The 16,693-nt window shown below is 50.2% G+C and carries 15 protein-coding genes and 1 other annotated feature; of the genes, 10 read left to right on the plus strand and 5 right to left on the minus strand.

Translation table 11 applies throughout. The features are described from left to right. Positions 1-2 precede the first annotated feature (2 nt). The gene (locus tag ACQE26_RS07360) at positions 3-1,175 is read left to right on the plus strand and encodes an aminotransferase class I/II-fold pyridoxal phosphate-dependent enzyme (RefSeq protein ID WP_500471137.1); all 1,173 of its coding nucleotides are present in this window, start codon (positions 3-5) and stop codon (positions 1,173-1,175) included. After that, a complete protein-coding gene (locus tag ACQE26_RS07365) occupies positions 1,154-2,119 on the plus strand; it encodes a polysaccharide pyruvyl transferase family protein (protein ID WP_500471138.1) in 966 nt (321 codons plus the stop codon). Before ACQE26_RS07360 ends, ACQE26_RS07365 begins: the two co-directional genes overlap by 22 nt. 13 nt (positions 2,120-2,132) lie before the next feature. Here ACQE26_RS07365 and yvfG read toward each other — a convergent pair whose 3' ends face one another. Further along, positions 2,133-2,351: a protein YvfG gene (gene yvfG, locus ACQE26_RS07370; RefSeq protein WP_003151570.1), complete on the minus strand. Its 219-nt coding sequence runs from the start codon at positions 2,349-2,351 to the stop codon at positions 2,133-2,135. A 77-nt stretch (positions 2,352-2,428) separates the two neighbouring features. Here yvfG and rpoN point away from each other — a divergent pair, with 77 nt between their 5' ends. Further along, positions 2,429-3,739 carry an RNA polymerase factor sigma-54 gene (gene rpoN, locus ACQE26_RS07375; RefSeq protein ID WP_438422161.1) on the plus strand — a complete coding sequence of 437 codons (1,311 nt, stop codon included), beginning with the start codon at positions 2,429-2,431 and terminating at the stop codon, positions 3,737-3,739. 36 nt (positions 3,740-3,775) lie between these two features. On the opposite strand, the gene lutP is transcribed toward rpoN, so the two are convergent. Then, the gene (gene lutP, locus ACQE26_RS07380) at positions 3,776-5,452 is read right to left on the minus strand and encodes an L-lactate permease LutP (protein WP_438420682.1); all 1,677 of its coding nucleotides are present in this window, start codon (positions 5,450-5,452) and stop codon (positions 3,776-3,778) included. Positions 5,453-5,656: 204 nt separating this feature from the next. On the opposite strand from lutP, the gene lutR reads away from it, so the two are divergent. The 5 genes from lutR to ACQE26_RS07405 all read left to right on the plus strand — a co-directional run bounded on the left by lutR (position 5,657) and on the right by ACQE26_RS07405 (position 10,662). Continuing rightward, positions 5,657-6,376 (plus strand): L-lactate utilization/bacilysin biosynthesis transcriptional regulator LutR, encoded by a 720-nt coding sequence (gene lutR, locus ACQE26_RS07385; RefSeq protein ID WP_326351466.1) that lies wholly within the window; start codon positions 5,657-5,659, stop codon positions 6,374-6,376. Positions 6,377-6,406: 30 nt separating this feature from the next. Then, positions 6,407-7,597, plus strand: a complete 1,191-nt coding sequence (locus ACQE26_RS07390) for an aminotransferase-like domain-containing protein (RefSeq protein ID WP_500471139.1) — start codon at positions 6,407-6,409, stop codon at positions 7,595-7,597. A 168-nt stretch (positions 7,598-7,765) separates the two neighbouring features. Next, positions 7,766-8,482: a (Fe-S)-binding protein gene (locus tag ACQE26_RS07395; protein ID WP_500471140.1), complete on the plus strand. Its 717-nt coding sequence runs from the start codon at positions 7,766-7,768 to the stop codon at positions 8,480-8,482. A 27-nt stretch (positions 8,483-8,509) separates the two neighbouring features. After that, the gene (locus ACQE26_RS07400; RefSeq protein ID WP_060964225.1) at positions 8,510-9,940 is read left to right on the plus strand and encodes a lactate utilization iron-sulfur protein LutB; all 1,431 of its coding nucleotides are present in this window, start codon (positions 8,510-8,512) and stop codon (positions 9,938-9,940) included. Then, positions 9,940-10,662 (plus strand): LutC/YkgG family protein, encoded by a 723-nt coding sequence (locus ACQE26_RS07405; RefSeq protein WP_500471141.1) that lies wholly within the window; start codon positions 9,940-9,942, stop codon positions 10,660-10,662. The genes ACQE26_RS07400 and ACQE26_RS07405 overlap by 1 nt, the downstream gene beginning before the upstream one ends. Before the next feature lie 33 nt (positions 10,663-10,695). On the opposite strand, the gene ACQE26_RS07410 is transcribed toward ACQE26_RS07405, so the two are convergent. The 3 genes from ACQE26_RS07410 to ACQE26_RS07420 form a co-directional block, all read right to left on the minus strand. Continuing rightward, positions 10,696-12,024: a GntP family permease gene (locus ACQE26_RS07410; protein ID WP_016937875.1), complete on the minus strand. Its 1,329-nt coding sequence runs from the start codon at positions 12,022-12,024 to the stop codon at positions 10,696-10,698. Positions 12,025-12,050: 26 nt separating this feature from the next. Next, positions 12,051-13,595: a gluconokinase gene (gene gntK / locus ACQE26_RS07415; protein ID WP_500471142.1), complete on the minus strand. Its 1,545-nt coding sequence runs from the start codon at positions 13,593-13,595 to the stop codon at positions 12,051-12,053. Positions 13,596-13,777: 182 nt separating this feature from the next. Next, positions 13,778-14,635: a MurR/RpiR family transcriptional regulator gene (locus ACQE26_RS07420; RefSeq protein ID WP_060964229.1), complete on the minus strand. Its 858-nt coding sequence runs from the start codon at positions 14,633-14,635 to the stop codon at positions 13,778-13,780. A 151-nt stretch (positions 14,636-14,786) separates the two neighbouring features. On the opposite strand from ACQE26_RS07420, the gene ACQE26_RS07425 reads away from it, so the two are divergent. Together ACQE26_RS07425 and ACQE26_RS07430 are read left to right on the plus strand one after the other, a co-directional pair. Next, complete coding sequence (locus tag ACQE26_RS07425) at positions 14,787-14,945, plus strand: hypothetical protein (RefSeq protein WP_016937878.1); 159 nt, start codon at positions 14,787-14,789, stop codon at positions 14,943-14,945. Positions 14,946-15,036: 91 nt separating this feature from the next. Next, positions 15,037-15,276 (plus strand) — a binding site (T-box leader). A gap of 62 nt (positions 15,277-15,338) precedes the next feature. Continuing rightward, positions 15,339-16,679: an amino acid permease gene (locus tag ACQE26_RS07430; RefSeq protein ID WP_040238862.1), complete on the plus strand. Its 1,341-nt coding sequence runs from the start codon at positions 15,339-15,341 to the stop codon at positions 16,677-16,679. Positions 16,680-16,693: the final 14 nt, after the last annotated feature.

Genomic DNA, 16,693 nt, shown 5'->3' on the forward strand with positions numbered 1-16,693 from the left:
TCATGCATACAAACAAACGAATTTATTTGTCTCCGCCGCATATGAGCGGAAAAGAACAGGAATACATCGCGGAAGCCTTCCGTTCCAATTGGATTGCGCCGCTCGGTCCGCTCGTCAATTCGTTTGAAGCGCGGCTGGCGGAATATGCGGGAGTGAAAAGCGCGGCGGCCGTAAGCTCGGGAACGGCGGCCATCCATCTTGCACTGCGGCTTGCGGGTGTGAAAAAAGGAGACGCTGTATTTTGCCCCTCCTTTACATTTGTCGCCACGGCGAATCCGATTGTGTACGAGCAGGCAGAGCCCGTTTTTATTGATTCGGAATGGGAGACGTGGAACATGTCGCCCGACGCGCTTGAGCGGGCGCTCCGGGATGCAAAACGGCGCGGGAGGCTCCCGAAAGCGGTGATCGCCGTCAATCTTTACGGCCAAAGCGCAAAAATGGATGAACTCATGAGTCTTTGCGATGCATATGGCGTCTGTCTGATTGAAGATGCTGCCGAGTCTTTAGGATCAACATATAAAGGCAGGCAGAGCGGCACATTCGGCCGTTTCGGCATTTATTCCTTTAACGGAAACAAAATCATTACAACATCGGGAGGCGGCATGCTCGTGTCTGACGATGAAGCCGCGATTGAAAAAGCGAGGTTTCTTGCGTCACAGGCGAGAGATGCCGCCGTTCATTACCAGCACAGCGAGCTCGGTTATAACTACAGACTCAGCAACATTCTCGCAGGTGTGGGTATATCACAGCTGGAAGTGCTCGAAGATCGTGTCCGGGCGAGGAGAGACATTTTTCACAGGTATCGGGAAGCGCTGGAAACGTATCCGGGAATCCGCATGATGCCGGAGCTTGAAGGAACGGTTTCAAACCGCTGGCTGACGGCTCTGACGCTTGATAACGGCGTGACGCCGGAAGAAGCCGTCGCTTGTCTTGCAAAACACAATATTGAGGCCCGTCCGTTGTGGAAACCGTTGCATACGCAGCCGCTTTTCTCGTCTTCTGTCTTTTATCCTCACAGTGAAGATGAGCGGGTCTCTGAGAATCTTTTCAGCCGGGGGATTTGTCTGCCGTCCGGATCTGACTTGTCTATTGATAAGCAGCAGCGTGTCATTGACGCACTTGCGCACCTGTTTGAAACGAAAGGGGAGAAAACATGGACAGCCGCCATGTCATGAGCCGATTAAAAGAGACGCTGGCAGGTCTGCTCAGCGTCATACCGCCCAAGTCTGACATCATGTATGCCGACTATCCCCTCTACGGAAATGTAGGGGATTTATTAATTATGAAAGGGACAGAGGCGTTTTTTAAAGCGCACGGCATCCGCGTGAAACAGCGCTGGAATCCGGATAATTTTCCATTCGGGCGCCGGGCGGGCAAAGAAACGATCATCGTCTGCCAGGGAGGCGGGAATTTCGGGGATCTCTATCCGTACTATCAGACGTTCAGAGAAAGAATCGTCAAAGCCTTTCCGGAAAACAGGATCGTCATTCTGCCGCAAACCATCTATTATCAGGATAAAACACGGCTGCGAAAGACAGCGGCGCTTTTTGCGGAGCACAAGGATCTGCACCTGTTTACGAGAGATCATGTGTCATACGAAACCGCGAAACGCTTTTTTTCGGCAAATCATATCGGGCTTATGCCGGATATGGCCCATCAGCTGTATCCAATCCGGACGGCAGCGGCTCCGTCACGCGGCAAGCTTCATTTTATCCGCACAGACGGGGAAATCAATCCGAATCTGCAAACCGATTCTTCCGTTGAAAGCTGCGACTGGCAGCATGTGCTGTCAGCAAGTGACCGCCGTGGGATCGCTTTTTTCCAAACGCTGAATGTTTTGAATAAAAAAGCGGGAAACCCGCTGCCGATTGCGCGGTTTTGGAAAAGCTACTCCAATTTCTTAACGAAAAAAGCGGTCCTGTTTTTCAGCAGGTACGAATCGGTGGAAACGTCAAGGCTTCACGGCCACATTCTGTCCTTGCTTCTCGGGAAACCAAATACCGTCATTGATAATTCATACGGGAAAAACGCCAACTATTATCACACTTGGATGCACGAAGCGCCGGACGTCCGTCTGATCGGGGAAACCGCCGGCACGAAGGAAAACCTTCCGCTTTGAATGAGCGGAAGGTTTATTTTGTTTCTCCACGTTTTACTTTGTTATATGCCTCATCCAAATGCTGAATTCTTTTGAGCACAACCGAGTTCTTTGTCAGCTGATCCTGGACAAGGGTTGAGACGACGGAGCGGTAATAGCTGTTCATCGCATGAATTCGGTCTTCATTCGGATTCATTTCAATATGCTGTGTAAAGTTTTCAATAAAATACGGAACAGAAAAAAGTTCTGACATCTATAAAGCAACTCCTTTTAATAAGTATATACGGTATGAAACCAATCATGTACAATGAAAAAAGGGGAGTGAGCATGATGGATATGAAACTTCAGCAAACACAAATGTTAAAGCCTCAATTAACGCAAGAGCTTAAACAGGCCATCGCATTACTCGGATACAATTCCGCGGAACTGGCCGGATATATTGATGAGCTCTCACTGGAAAACCCTCTGATTGAACGAAAGGAAACAGACACGCCGCCACTATCTTACCATAAAACAAGTAAAAACAGGATGAAAGAACGGGACGGAAGCCAGCAGATCAGACTTACGCGCAAAACGCTGCAGGATTCGCTCAAACAGCAGGCCTTGGACATGAAGCTGTCCGATGATGAGAAGAAAATTTTTAATTATCTGATATATTCTTTGGATTCAAACGGATATTTAAATGAGGACATACAAGCTGCCGCCGACCATGTATCCGCATCATTGGAGGAGACGGAAGCGGTTCTCGCAAAGCTTCAATCGCTTGAGCCCGCGGGAATCGGCGCTAGGTCTTTGCAGGAATGCATCCTTCTTCAGCTCCGCCGTCTGCCTGAGCGGAACGAACAGGCGGAATGGATTGCCGGTGCCTATTTTGAGCTATTTGCAAGAAAGAACTGGAAAGCGCTTACAATAAAGACGGGCATTCCGCTGAAAGACATTCAGGACATCTTTGACATGATCAGCGCGCTTGATCCGAGGCCGGGGCTCCGTTATGCGCATGAGGAGCCGGGTTTTTACGTGGAACCGGATATTTTCATCACGGTGAAAAACGGCACCATTCAAGCGCGGCTCAACAACCGTTCGTTCCCTGACATCCAGCTTCATGCCCATTACCAGCCGCTATTGTCAGCCGCCGGATGCCGTGATACGAAAAATTATCTGTCGGCGAAATATCAGGAATGGCGCTGGCTGAACCGGGCGTTATCGCAAAGAAAACAAACCATCACGAGAATCATCGGCGTCCTGACTGAACGGCAGGCATCCTTTTTTCTCACAGGAAAAAGTGGAATGCAGCCGCTGACCTTAAGAGAGGTGGCGGAAACGCTGGAGCTCCACGAATCAACGATCAGCCGGGCCATCAAAGGGAAGTACGTTCAGACGCCGTACGGACTGTATGAAATGAAAACATTTTTCTCGGCGAAAGCTGAATCATCGGGAGACGGCGGCGCCTCCAATTATGCCGTAAAAGCCCATCTGGAAGCATTGGTCCGTAAAGAAGATAAAAAGAAACCTTTTTCAGACCAAAAGCTTGCCGATCTGCTGCACGAACAACATGACATCCGAATCTCCAGACGCACCGTCGCCAAATACCGTGACCAATTAAATATCCCGCCGTCATCTGCGCGAAAACGGTACAGCTGAAACCTCCCCGAGCCATACCCGGGGAGGTTCTCCGTGTTACGGGATCATCCATGAAAACAGATGATGCTGTAAAAATGTCATGAGACAGACGAGCAAAAGCAAAAACAGACTGTGCTTAATCGTAAAGCGGAAAAGGTCTGATTCCTTGCCCGCCAGACCGACAGCGGCACAGGCAACCGCAATGGATTGCGGAGAAATCATTTTTCCGGTGACACCGCCTGATGAATTGGCGGCGACGGAGAGAACCGGTTCCATCCCGACAGAGAGCGCCGTCACCTTTTGCAATCCGCCGAATAACAGATTGGCCGACGTATCAGAGCCGGTAATAAACACGCCGAGCCAGCCGAGCACCGGTGAAAAAAAGGTAAACATCGCGCCCGTCATGGCAAGCGCAAGACCGAGTGTCGTGCTCATGCCGGAAGCATTCGTCACATAAGCAAAGCCGACAACAGAAACGATGGTGACGATCGGAAGCGTCAATTCCTTCACCGTTTCTATAAACGCCCCGCCCCATGCCTTCCACGACATGCCGAGTGCGAACTTGGAGATGACGGCGGCAATCAGAATCGCCGTGCCCGCTGAACCGAGAAGCTCAAGCTTGTACACCGCTTCAATCGGCGTGCCGTCCGCCTGAAGAATTTGCTGATTTACAAATGGGACGGGAGGCGTGAAAGTCAATGCTCGCCCGGCTGCATTCAGCCAGGAAAGCCAAATGGACGTTCCTTCATAATGGCCGGTCAGGGCGGCCTTCACGCCGGGAATCCCCCAAACGGATATCATGGCTGTCAGAAGAAGAAAAGGAGACCACGCTTTAAATATTTGAGCGCCTCCGTACACGGCCGGCACCCCGTCGATGGACGCTGCTGATTCCCGTTCTGCCGCGAAACGAAAGGCCGTTTTCGGTTTCCAAAACTTTAAAAACACAGCGAGCGCGGCCATGGAAACCAGCGCTGACAGCACATCCGGCAGTTCAGGCCCTAAAAAGTTCGAGCTTGCGTACTGCACGGCCGCAAAGGAGACGCCGGAAACAAGAATGGCCGGCCATACTTCAAAAGCCTTTTTAAACCCGCTCATCAAAATGATTAAATAAAGCGGTATAAACACGGATAAAAACGGCAGCTGCCGGCCGACCATTTGGGAAATGTCCATAGCCGGTATCCCGGTCGGACCTTCGACGGCGGTAATCGGAATGCCGATCGCCCCAAAGGCAACAGGCGCCGTATTGGCAATCAGGCAAATCCCCGCCGCATAAAGCGGCTGAAAACCAAGTCCGACAAGCAAAGCGGCCGAGATCGCGACGGGAGCGCCGAAACCGGCGGCGCCTTCTAAAAACGCCCCGAAAGAAAAGGCGATGAGCAGCGCCTGCAAACGCCGGTCATCTGTAATGGACAGCACTGAACTCCGGATAATCTCAAATTGTCCCGTTTTCACGGTGATTTTATACAAAAAGACCGATGTGACGATAATCCAGCCGATCGGAAGCAGACCGTACACCGCTCCCTGCGAAGCCGACAGCACCGCTTTTTCCGCCGGCATGCCGTACACAAATACAGCGATTAAAAGCGAAACGGCTAATGTCAAAAGCCCCGCTATGTACCCCTTCATCCGTTTCACCGCAAGCGCCCAAAAAAAGAAGATCATCGGCACGAGCGCGCAAGCTGCCGATAAAAGCAAATTTCCCCCTAATGGAGCGTACCCCTGTGTCCATTGCATCCCTAAAAAACCCCTCCTTATGTCATGCAAGCGATTACTTTTATGATAAGGTCATCTGATGACCGGGTTAATTAGCATTATATTTTGAAAGTTTTGAAAATACAATCCTTTTCTTGAACAAATTGTCTGAACCTGTCGGCGGTGCGAAAAAAGAAGTATAATAGACGATAAACATCAAGATTCACAAGTGACGGGGTGATCGCGTTGAAATATAAACAAATTAAAACGAAAAAAATCTACGAAGAAGTCGCTGATGCATTGCTGGAGAAGATAAAAGCAGGCGAGCTTAAGCCGGGTGAAAAGCTTGATTCCGTTCAGGCGCTTTCCGAGAGCTTTCAGGTCAGCCGCTCGGCGGTCAGAGAAGCGCTGTCAGCTTTAAAAGCGATGGGGCTCGTCGACATGAAGCAGGGAGAAGGCACATACATAAGAGAATTTGAGCCGTCCCATATTTCCCAGCCGCTTTCTTCCGCTCTCTTAATGAAAAAAGAGGATGTCAAACAGCTGCTCGAAGTCAGAAAGCTGCTTGAACTCGGCGTCGCCGCCATGGCCGCTGAAAAACGCACTGAAGAGGATTTGCAAAAAATCCGCCAGGCCCTCATGGAGATGAAAGACATCGACGGAGACGAAGAATTGGGTGAAAAAGCAGATTTCTCCTTTCACATGGCGCTGGCGGAAGCATCACAAAACGGCCTGCTCAAGCATCTTATGAATCATGTCTCTGCGCTTCTTTTGGAAACGATGAGAGAAACGAGAAGAATCTGGCTGTTTTCTAAACGAACGAGCGTGCAGCGATTGTATGAAGAGCATGAACGCATATACAGCGCCGTCGCCGCCGGAGACGCGGATGAAGCGGAAGCTGCGATGACCGCGCACCTGACGAATGTGGAAGAAGTGCTGGGGGCTTATTTTGAAGAAAATGTATAGAAGCTGACTTGTGAAAGGGGATATGATCACATGCAGGCCGAATCTTTTTTTCCTGACCATGTAAAGAAAGCTTTGACAAACGATCCTCCCGGGGAGTGGATGCCGGCTGTTCCAAAAGCGTGCATCCCTCTGCATTCCGGCTATCCCGATCCCGCGCTCGTTCCTGCTAAGGAGCTGAAAGAAGCCGCATCCCGCCTTCTGGATGAGGAGCGCGATCTGCCGCTGCATTATATGGGAAGCCCGAGGCCGGCCGTTTTAAAAAAGCAGATTCAAGAACGGTTATCCTTCCGCGGCATTCGCTGCCGTGACGATGAGCTGCTCGTGACCTCCGGCGCCTGTCAGGCGATAGATCTGGCAGCCCGGGTTTTCCTCGATGAACAAACCGCCGTTGCCGCAGAAGCTCCGGCTTACATGGAAGCGCTTGAGATTTTTAAAAATTACACACCGCATATCATGAGCATTCCGACAGATCAAGAGGGCCTGCAAACAGAAACATTAGCGTTCATGCTTGAGGAAAGAAAACGAAAAGGGCTTCTGCTTCCCCGTCTTCTCTACACGATACCCGCTTTTCAGAATCCTGCGGGAACCGTGATGTCAGCGAAGCGGAGAACCCGCCTGCTTCAGCTTGCGGAAACGTATGATTTTCTCATCTTGGAGGATGACGCATACGGCGAGCTCGGATTCACGGATATCCCGCCGTCATTGAAAGCCATGGATCAGAACGGCCGGGTGCTGTACGCCGGTTCATTTTCAAAAGTCATCGCCCCGGGTCTGAGAATCGGCTGGATTGCAGGGGACGCTGCATTCATCAAGGCATTGTCTTGGTTTAAAAAAGACTTGGATCATCCATTTTCTCAAGCGGTGACCGCCGTCTATTTGGAACAAACAAATGTTGAAGAACGGCTCGCCGCCTTGCGTAAAGCATACCGGAGCAAACGTGACGTTTTGATCGCCGCATTAAAGCAATATCTGCCGGAGTCCGCATCCTGGCACGTGCCGGACGGCGGTTATTTTGTCTGGGTGAAAGTGCCGGGGGCGGATACGTCCACACTTCTGGAGCGGGCTCTTTCTCACGGTGTTTCCTATGTACCCGGTAAATATTTTTTTCAGAATCAGGAAGACGGCGCAGAATATCTTCGCCTGTCGTTCAGTTACGCAGGGAAAGCCGCGCTAATAGAGGGGGTCCAACGGCTGGGATGCCTGCTGAAAAATAAGGTGTAAAGAAGCTTGCGGGCTTCTCTTTTTTTGCTCTTAGCGCATCGGACAAAAGGATTTTTCAGAAAAACCTTCCAATCCATATTCAGAATAGTGTAGGATATTTATAGAGCTTTCCAAAAACAGGTCATCAGATGACCGGATCACATATTGAGGATGAAAGAGGGGTTCATCATGAAAGTCTCATTATTTGTCACGTGCCTTGTGGATATGTTCCAGACCAATGTCGGAAAGGCGACGGTTGAGGTGCTGGAACGGCTCGGGTGTGAGGTGGATTTTCCCGAGGGTCAGATTTGCTGCGGGCAGCCCGCATACAACAGCGGGTATGTGACGGACGCAAAAAAAGCGATGAAGCAGATGATTGCCGCGTTTGAGGAAGCGGAGTACGTCGTCAGTCCGTCAGGTTCCTGTACGACGATGTTCCGTGAATATCCGCATCTGTTTAAGGACGATGCGAAGTGGGCGGAAAAAGCGCAGCAGCTTGCGGATAAAACGTATGAGTTAACAGATTTTATCGTCAATGTTCTCGGGGTAGAGGATGTCGGGGCAGTACTGCACAAAAAAGCGACATTACATACATCGTGCCACATGACAAGGCTGCTCGGCGTGTCGGAGGAGCCGATGAAGCTTTTGCGCCATGTAAAGGGGCTTGATTTTACTTCGCTTCCCGGAAAACATCAATGCTGCGGATTCGGAGGAACGTTTTCAGTGAAAATGGCGCAAATCTCTGAGCAAATGGTGGATGAAAAGGTCGCCTGCGTGGAAGAAACAGAGGCCGAGGTGCTGATCGGGGCGGATTGCGGCTGTCTGATGAATATCGGCGGGCGTCTTGATCGTAAGGATAAAAACGTCAGAGTCATGCACATCGCCGAAGTGCTGAACAGCAGATAACACGAGAAACCACAAGGGGGTAAAATCATGGCGATGAAAATCGGTACCGCGGCTTTTAAAGAGCGGGTATCAGAAGGAATAGATAATGAGTTTATGAGAGGAGCCGTCTCCGGAGCGCAGGAACGGCTCAGGACGAGAAGGCTTCAGGCGGCAGAGGAATTGGGAAACTGGGAGGATTGGCGTTCCCACGCGGAGGAAATCAGGCAGCATGTGCTGGACAATCTTGATTTCTATTTAGAACAGCTGGCCGAAAACGTCGCCAAAAGAGGGGGACACGTATTTTTCGCCGAAACGGCGGAAGAAGCGTCCTCCTATATCCGCGATGTCATCCGGCAGAAAAACGCCAAAAAAATCGTAAAATCCAAATCCATGGTGACAGAAGAAATCAATATGAACGAAGTGCTTGAAGAAGAGGGCTGTGAAGTCACAGAAACGGATCTCGGCGAATATATTCTCCAGATTGACGATCACGATCCGCCGTCACATATCGTTGCTCCCGCTCTTCACAAAAACAAAGAGCAGATTCGTGACGTGTTTAAAGAGAGACTCGAATACAAACAGACCGAAAAACCGGAAGAGCTCGTCATGCATGCGCGCAGCGTCCTCCGGAAAAAATTTCTTGAAGCGGATGTCGGCATCACGGGCTGCAACTTTGCAATCGCAGATACGGGATCGGTCAGTCTCGTGACAAATGAAGGAAACGGCCGCCTTGTGTCCGCGCTGCCGAAGACGCAGATCACCGTGATGGGAATGGAGCGGATCGTTCCTTCATTTTCTGAGTTTGAAGTGCTTGTCAGCATGCTGACGAGAAGTGCGGTCGGCCAGCGGCTTACAAGTTACATTACGGCGCTGACGGGCCCCCGGCAGGAGGGAGAAGCAGACGGGCCGGAGGAATTCCACCTCGTGGTCGTGGACAACGGTCGTTCCCGCATACTCGGCACGGAATTTCAATCGGTGCTGCAATGTATCCGCTGCGCCGCCTGCATCAATGTCTGTCCCGTATACCGGCATGTCGGCGGACACTCGTACGGTTCCATCTATTCGGGTCCGATCGGCGCCGTCTTATCGCCCCTTCTCGGCGGATACGATGAGTATAAGGAGCTCCCGTACGCATCTTCCTTATGCGCGGCCTGTACGGAAGCGTGTCCTGTTAAAATTCCGCTGCACGAGCTGCTGCTCAAGCATCGGCAGAACATCGTGGAAAAAGAGGGCAAAGCGCCGTTTGGCGAAAAGCTGGCCATGAAAGCCTTCGGGATCGGCTCGTCATCCCCGTCCCTTTATAAAATGGGATCAAAATGGGCGCCTGCAGCCATGACGCCGTTTACGGAAGATGACAAAATATCAAAAGGGCCGGGGCCGTTAAAGGGATGGACCGCAGTCCGGGACTTCCCGGCGCCGCATAAATCGAGATTCAGAGATTGGTTTTTTGACCGGGAAAAACAAAAGGGGGAAGAATGATGATGAAAGGGACGGTTAAACATCAGGAATCCTTTTTAAACCGGATCGCCGAACGTCTGGGCAGAGAGCGCAGAAAAGCAGGCGTGTCCCTGCCTGAATGGAAGTACCAGCCTCAATATGAAACGCATGCGGGCTGTACGGAAGATGATCTTGTCACGATGCTGAAAGACCACTGCGTCAACATTCATACCGAGCTGATCGAAACGGATGCCGCCGGGCTGTACGCCGCTTTGCGCACGCAGGTGGACCGTTTTGAAGGAGGGCCTGTCATCATTCCGAAAGACAGCCGGTTTGAAACGTACGGCCTGCAGACTCTTATGTCGGAAGAGTGGCCGGATGAAGGCATTCCGGTTTGGGAATGGGATGCGGAGCAAGGAGCGAAAAATATTGAAAAAGCGGAACAAGCGAATGTAGGCATTACATTCAGCGAGATCACGCTCGCTGAATCAGCCACCGTCGTTTTGTATGCCTCAGAGCATGCCGGCCGATCAGTCAGCCTGCTTCCGAAAACCTATATCGCAATCATCCCGAAATCTTCCATTGTGCCGAGAATGACGCAGGCCAGCGATATACTGAAACAGCAGATCAGAGACGGCGTCACCGTTCCTTCCAGCATCAACTATATTACCGGACCGAGCAACTCGGCCGATATCGAAATGGACTTGGTTGTCGGCGTCCACGGACCCGTGAAAGCCGCTTATATCCTTGTTAATGACCGATAAAAAACAACCCCCGGCCAAAACCGGGGGTTGTTTTTATATAAACGCGTTAATGATCATAATAAAACAAATCGCACTGACAGAAATAATCGTTTCCATCGCCGTCCATGTCAGGAACGTTTCTTTCACGGTCATTCCGAAATACTCTTTAATGAGCCAGAAACCGGAGTCGTTGACGTGAGAAAGAATCAAAGAGCCCGCTCCCGTTGCCAAAACAAGAAGCTCGCTGCTGACCCCCGGCATGACAGATGCAATCGGTGCAACAATACCGGCCGCCGTCATCATGGCGACAGTCGCTGAACCTGTCGCGACACGGATGACCGCCGCGATCGTCCAGCTTAAAAGAACGGGAGAGAAGCTCGAATGCTTCGCCATGTCTGCGATATACGTGCCGACGCCTGAATCAATCAGAACGTTGTTAAAAGCGCCGCCGGCTCCGATCACGAGCAGAATGGAGGCGATCGGTCCCAGACAGTCATTACTGAATTTTAAAATGCTTTCTCTGTTAAAGCCCTGATAAAATCCAAGACTGAAAAAGGAGTAAACCGTGGCGATCAAAAGCGCCGTGACAGGGTCGCCGATAAATTTAAAAGTGTCATAGAGCGCGCTTTTTTCCGGAAGCGCAATTTCGGCAAGCGTTGCCATAAGCATCAGAATCACCGGTACTAATATCGTAAACAATGTATTTGCGAATCCCGGAAGCTTGCGTTTTTCATTCCGTTCAATAAATTGTTTTTTTAACAGTTCGGGGACGGGTTTGTGAATGCGCTTACCGATCCATTTTCCGTAAAGCGGCCCTGCGATGATAGCAGTCGGAATGCCGACGATTAAAGAATACACAATCGTTTTTCCGACATTGGCGTGATAAATGCCGACAGCCGCCATCGCCGCCGGGTGGGGCGGAACCAATCCGTGCACGACGGAAAGTCCCGCAAGGAGCGGAATTCCGATCGTCACTAATGAAACACCGGTTTCAATCGCAATCGTAAACAGAAGCGGCACGAGCAGGACGAAACCGACCTGGAAAAAGACCGGGATGCCGACGATAAAAGCGACGGCCACCATCGCCCAATGCACTTTCTTTTTGCCGAAACGGCCGATCAGGGTGTGGGCGATCCGCTCCGCACCGCCTGATTCAGCCATCATTTTTCCGAGCATCGTGCCGAGGGCCAGCACGATCGCAAGCAGAGACAGCGTATTGCCGAGCCCGGTTTTCATCGAAGTGATAATGTCCGGCAGCTTCATGCCAGCTGCAAAACCGACAAGAATGGATGTAATCAAAAGACTGATAAAAGGATTTAACTTAGCGACCGTAATCAATAAGAGTAAAACGATAATAGCGGCAATGACTATAAACAGTAACATGACCTTTTCACCCTTTCAAAGAAGAATTATCGGCTTTGTTTGAGCTGAAATTCACTGATGACGTCAAATTCATCTTTGAGCTTGTCATACAGCCGCTCGTATAAGTAAAACAGCTCAATATATGTTTCGCTGTTTTTGACATTCGGTTCATGACGGTGAGAAATTCTGATCCAGTCCTGAACATCCTCAATCTGTTCCATTTCGCCAATGCTGTGTAAAGCGAGGACGGCAGCTCCGAGCGCCGATGCCTCATAACTTTCCGGAACGAGGACTTCCCGTCCCATCGTATCGGACAAAATCTGCCTCCACAGCGGCGATCTCGCAAACCCTCCGGATGCCCGCACATCTTTTGCGGGGCCCGCCAAATCTCTCAGTGCGACACCGATCGAAAAGACGCTCATGATGACGCCTTCCAGCACTGCTCTGATAAAATGCTCCCGTTTATGGCGGAGGCTGATGCCGAAAAACGTTCCGCGGGCATTCGGATTCCAAAACGGCGCGCGCTCTCCTGATAAAAATGGCAGAAACAGCAGACCATCAGAGCCTGCGGGCACTTTATCCGCGATATCAATCATTAAATCGTACGGATCAATGCCAAGCCGCTTCGCCGTTTCGACCTCAGGAGAAGCGAACTCATCACGAAGCCAGCGCAGCATAATGCCTCCGTTATTCGTCGGTCCTCCGATGACCCAATGCTTGTCAGTCAGCGCATAACAGAACGTCCGCGCTTTTTCATCCGTCACCGGCTTATCCGTCACCGAACGTACGGCTCCGCTTGTTCCGATCGTAACGGCTACCTCGCCTTTGCCGATCGCGCCTACTCCCAGATTGGCGAGCACGCCGTCATTTGCGCCGATGATAAACGGAGTATCCGCATGAATGCCCATCCGTGCCGCGATTTCCGGTGCAAGGCCGCATAGCTGGTGAGTGGTCGGCACGAGGTCCGACAGCTGATCTTCCCGGATTCCGGCAATCCGGAGCGCTTCTTCATCCCATGAAAGCGTCTCTAAACGGAACAGCCCCGTTGCCGAAGCAATCGAATAATCAACGACATAAGTTCCGAAAAACTCGTGCAAAATATATTCCTTAATACTGATGAATCTGGCGGCTTTCGCGAAAGTCTCCTTATCCTGTTCTCTCATCCACACAATTTTGGAAAGGGGAGACATCGGGTGAATCGGTGTGCCCGTTCTTTTATAAATATCGAAACCGTTCATTTCTTTTAAAATCCGTTTTGATTGCTCGGCGCTGCGGTTGTCCGCCCAAATGATGCTTTTGGTCAGCAGGCCGCCGTTTTGATCGACAGCAATCAATGAGTGCATGGCGGTGCTGATACCGATTGCCAGCAGGTTGTCCGGGCTCAGTCCGGCCTTTGTGACGGCGCCTCTGATGCTCGCGATAACAGCTTCCAAAATGTGCTCGGGATCCTGCTCGGCCCATGCCGGCTTCTGTTGTATTAAATCATAGTGAACCGAATGTTTGGATAGCACTTTGCCTCTTGGTCCGAACAGAACGGCTTTCGTGCTGGTCGTGCCGATATCCAGACCGATAACAGCTTGGGTTTCCTTCATAATATATCCCGCCTACTCTAATTGAATAATAAGATAGATTGATAATGTATGCCCTTACAAAGTCAATTATAGGAATAATTTTTTTATAAATCAACGATAGAGAAGAAAATTTTTTTCACAAAATTGCCTCAATTCCCGCTGTATCGGCTTTTCTCTTTGAAAAATAAATATTCAGAAAACGGTTACAAACGTTTGTGCGCGATCATTTTTCTGATTTGCTGCAAGTTGGCGAGCGTTTTCTCCTGCCGCAGACGTGCCGTTGCGAAATAAAGTGTATCAATGACCGTCAGCTGGGCGAGTCTTGCGGACATCGCTTCCGTTCGAAAGGCAGTCTCCCTTGTTGATGTATACAGCACAACGTCAGAAATCTGGGTGAGCGGCGACTTTTGGTAGCTTGTAATGCCGATCGTGCCCGCGCCGAGCGATTTGGCCGTTTTCACCGCGTCGAGCACATCTTTGTTGCTCCCCGAGTGAGAAATCCCGATGACTGCGCTTCCGGGACCGAGAAGACCCGCTGACATCGCCTGGAAGTGAGAGTCCGTGTGAGCGATGCAGTTTATGCCCGTGCGCATAAACTTATGATACGCATCTGTGGCGATCAGCCCGGAGCCGCCGTTTCCGTAAAATTCGATTCTGTCTGCGCCGTGAATCATCTCTGCCGCTTTTTCAACATCGGCCGGATCTAACAACTGAAACGTATCGGTCAGGCCGGAAATATTTGCGCGGAAAACTTTTTGGATGATGACTTCGGTATCGTCATCAGGGCTCATTTCTTCATGAATGTGCTGCACAGGCTCCTGAACGATTTCCTGAGCAAGCGCGATTTTCAAATCCTGATAGCCGGAAAAACCGAGCCGCTTGCACAGCCTGAAAATCGTCGCTTCAGAGCTTTTCGTTTTTTCCGCCAGCTGAATGATAGAGAGATGAACCACGTCTTTCGGTTCCTTCACGATATGGTCTGCAATCGCTCTCAATTTCGGCGACAAGCCTTTGCTGGCTGCCTGAATCTTCCCGATACTGCTTGAATTGACAGGGGTCATGCTATAACCTCCCTATTCGAATGTAAACGCATACTTTTATGATAAAGCAAGTTTCAATATAAGGAAAACAGAATTTTAAAATTGTTTTTTCGATTTGGCGTATAAAAAAAAGAGAAAGGCCGCCGATGATAGAAAGTGAGGAGGCATCTGGATGAAAAAAGCATGGATTCTCGTCATATCCTTCGGCATTGCGCTTGCGCTGTTTTTATACGCAAACACTAAGGTGAAAGCGGAAAGCGCGGCACCCGGAAAGCAAAGCCTTGTTTCCGGATTTCAGCTGAGATTTTCGAATGACCGGGAAGGACAATAGACGGCAAAAATTAGTATTGACTTTAAAATTAGAAGACTGTATATTATGTTACTATATTCAGAAAATAAAAACTCAAGAGATTCATTTAACATAAAACACTGTGAACGGGAGCAGTAAAAGAATCCAGTCAGAAGAAGAGAGCCGCGGGGTGGTGCAACGCGGACTGATTGTTCTTTGAACTCGCCCGGAAGTGGCAGGGCGGAACGGAATTGTCGGAATATTCCCTATGTCCTAACGGCTGACCTTCGTTAAAAGGTTTTTAAGCTGGATTCCGGATATTCGGGATCAACAAGAGTGGTACCGCGGCTGCCTGAGGCACGCCGTCTCTTTTCTAAAAAGAGGCGGCGTGCTTTTTTATGTGATGAACACTTTTTGCGAGAGGGCGTGTGATAGATGGAAAAGGACAAGCAAACATTAAAACGGACGATGTCGTCCAGACACATTATGATGATGGCGCTTGGAGGCGCAATCGGGGCCGGGCTCTTTAAAGGCAGCAGCACGGCGATTGATGAAGCCGGGCCTTCCGTGCTGCTGGCCTACCTCCTCGGCGGAATCATTCTGCTGTTTATTATGCAGGGGCTGGCCGAAATGGCCGTCAGAAACAAACATGCAAGGACGTTCCGTGATTTGGTTCAGCAGTCTCTCGGATCGTACGCTGCATACTTTTTAGACTGGATCTATTGGAAAATGTGGGTGCTCAATATTGCCGCGGAGGCGGTCGTAGCCGCCATTTTCATTCAATATTGGCTGCCGGAATGTCCGATATGGATACTCGCTTTGATCATTTCTATCGTGGTAACGGTCGTAAACATGCTTTCTGTGAAGCTGTTTGCCGAGACAGAGTACTGGCTCGCGCTCATTAAAATTACAGTGATTGTCATCTTTATTTTATGCGGAATTCTGCTTTTATTTTTCTCATTCGGCAATCACACGGCGCCGGGGCTGTCTCATTTAACGGATCACGGAGGGTTTTTCCCGCATGGAGCGGGGGGCGTCATCACGGCGATGCTCGTCGTGATCTACTCATACGGCGGAACGGAAATCATCGGCGTCACGCTGGCGGAGACAAAAAATCCCGAAAAGGTGATCCCGAAAGCTGTCCGAAGCACGTTAACGCGGATTGTCGCTTTTTACTTGCTGCCGTTTTTCATCATCGTCAGCCTGATTCCTTGGAATCAAGTCAACAGCGTTCCTGAAAGCCCGTTTGTCATAGTATTTAAGATGATCGGAATTCCGGGTGCCGACCATATTATGAATGCCGTCATTCTTCTTGCGATTATCTCGTCCATGAACTCGGGATTGTATGGGTCATCCCGCGTCTTATTTACGCAGGCTTCTGACGGCCGGGTGCCGAAAATCTTTTCAAAACTATCGAAGAAAAAGGTTCCCGTCTATGCGATTCTGACTTGTACGTCATTTTTATATGTAGGCGTCCTGATTTCTTTATTTGCAGGAAGCCAGACGTTTAATTATTTGATGGGTTCACTCGGCTATACCGTGCTGTTCATCTGGCTGATTATCGGATTCGCCCATTTGAAATCAAGAAAACATTCAACAGAACAGCCGGCTTATTACGTCAAATGGTTCCCGTACACGACATGGTTCGCGGTGCTTGCGCTTTTGGCCATCCTGATCGGCGTAATTGCGACGACATCCATTGTCATCACATGCATCACCGCGGCCATCTACCTGCTTATTACGGTTGCGTATCTCGTGAAAGGGAGACGTCAATAAATAAAAAACTCTTG

This window comes from Bacillus sp. 5RYD7K, assembly GCF_059831465.1.

Bases quoted from the DNA above. Each gene is read 5' to 3' on its own strand.
- ACQE26_RS07405 (WP_500471141.1), top strand. From the start codon at position 9,940: ATGATGAAAGGGACGGTTAAACATCAGGAATCCTTTTTAAACCGGATC.
- ACQE26_RS07360 (WP_500471137.1), top strand. From the start codon at position 3: ATGCATACAAACAAACGAATTTATTTGTCTCCGCCGCATATGAGCGGA.
- rpoN (WP_438422161.1), top strand. From the start codon at position 2,429: ATGGATATGAAACTTCAGCAAACACAAATGTTAAAGCCTCAATTAACG.
- ACQE26_RS07430 (WP_040238862.1), top strand. From the start codon at position 15,339: ATGGAAAAGGACAAGCAAACATTAAAACGGACGATGTCGTCCAGACAC.
- ACQE26_RS07425 (WP_016937878.1), top strand. From the start codon at position 14,787: ATGAAAAAAGCATGGATTCTCGTCATATCCTTCGGCATTGCGCTTGCG.
- ACQE26_RS07400 (WP_060964225.1), top strand. From the start codon at position 8,510: ATGGCGATGAAAATCGGTACCGCGGCTTTTAAAGAGCGGGTATCAGAA.
- ACQE26_RS07395 (WP_500471140.1), top strand. From the start codon at position 7,766: ATGAAAGTCTCATTATTTGTCACGTGCCTTGTGGATATGTTCCAGACC.
- ACQE26_RS07410 (WP_016937875.1), bottom strand. From the start codon at position 12,024: ATGTTACTGTTTATAGTCATTGCCGCTATTATCGTTTTACTCTTATTG.
- ACQE26_RS07390 (WP_500471139.1), top strand. From the start codon at position 6,407: ATGCAGGCCGAATCTTTTTTTCCTGACCATGTAAAGAAAGCTTTGACA.
- ACQE26_RS07365 (WP_500471138.1), top strand. From the start codon at position 1,154: ATGGACAGCCGCCATGTCATGAGCCGATTAAAAGAGACGCTGGCAGGT.
- ACQE26_RS07420 (WP_060964229.1), bottom strand. From the start codon at position 14,635: ATGACCCCTGTCAATTCAAGCAGTATCGGGAAGATTCAGGCAGCCAGC.
- gntK (WP_500471142.1), bottom strand. From the start codon at position 13,595: ATGAAGGAAACCCAAGCTGTTATCGGTCTGGATATCGGCACGACCAGC.
- lutP (WP_438420682.1), bottom strand. From the start codon at position 5,452: ATGCAATGGACACAGGGGTACGCTCCATTAGGGGGAAATTTGCTTTTA.
- yvfG (WP_003151570.1), bottom strand. From the start codon at position 2,351: ATGTCAGAACTTTTTTCTGTTCCGTATTTTATTGAAAACTTTACACAG.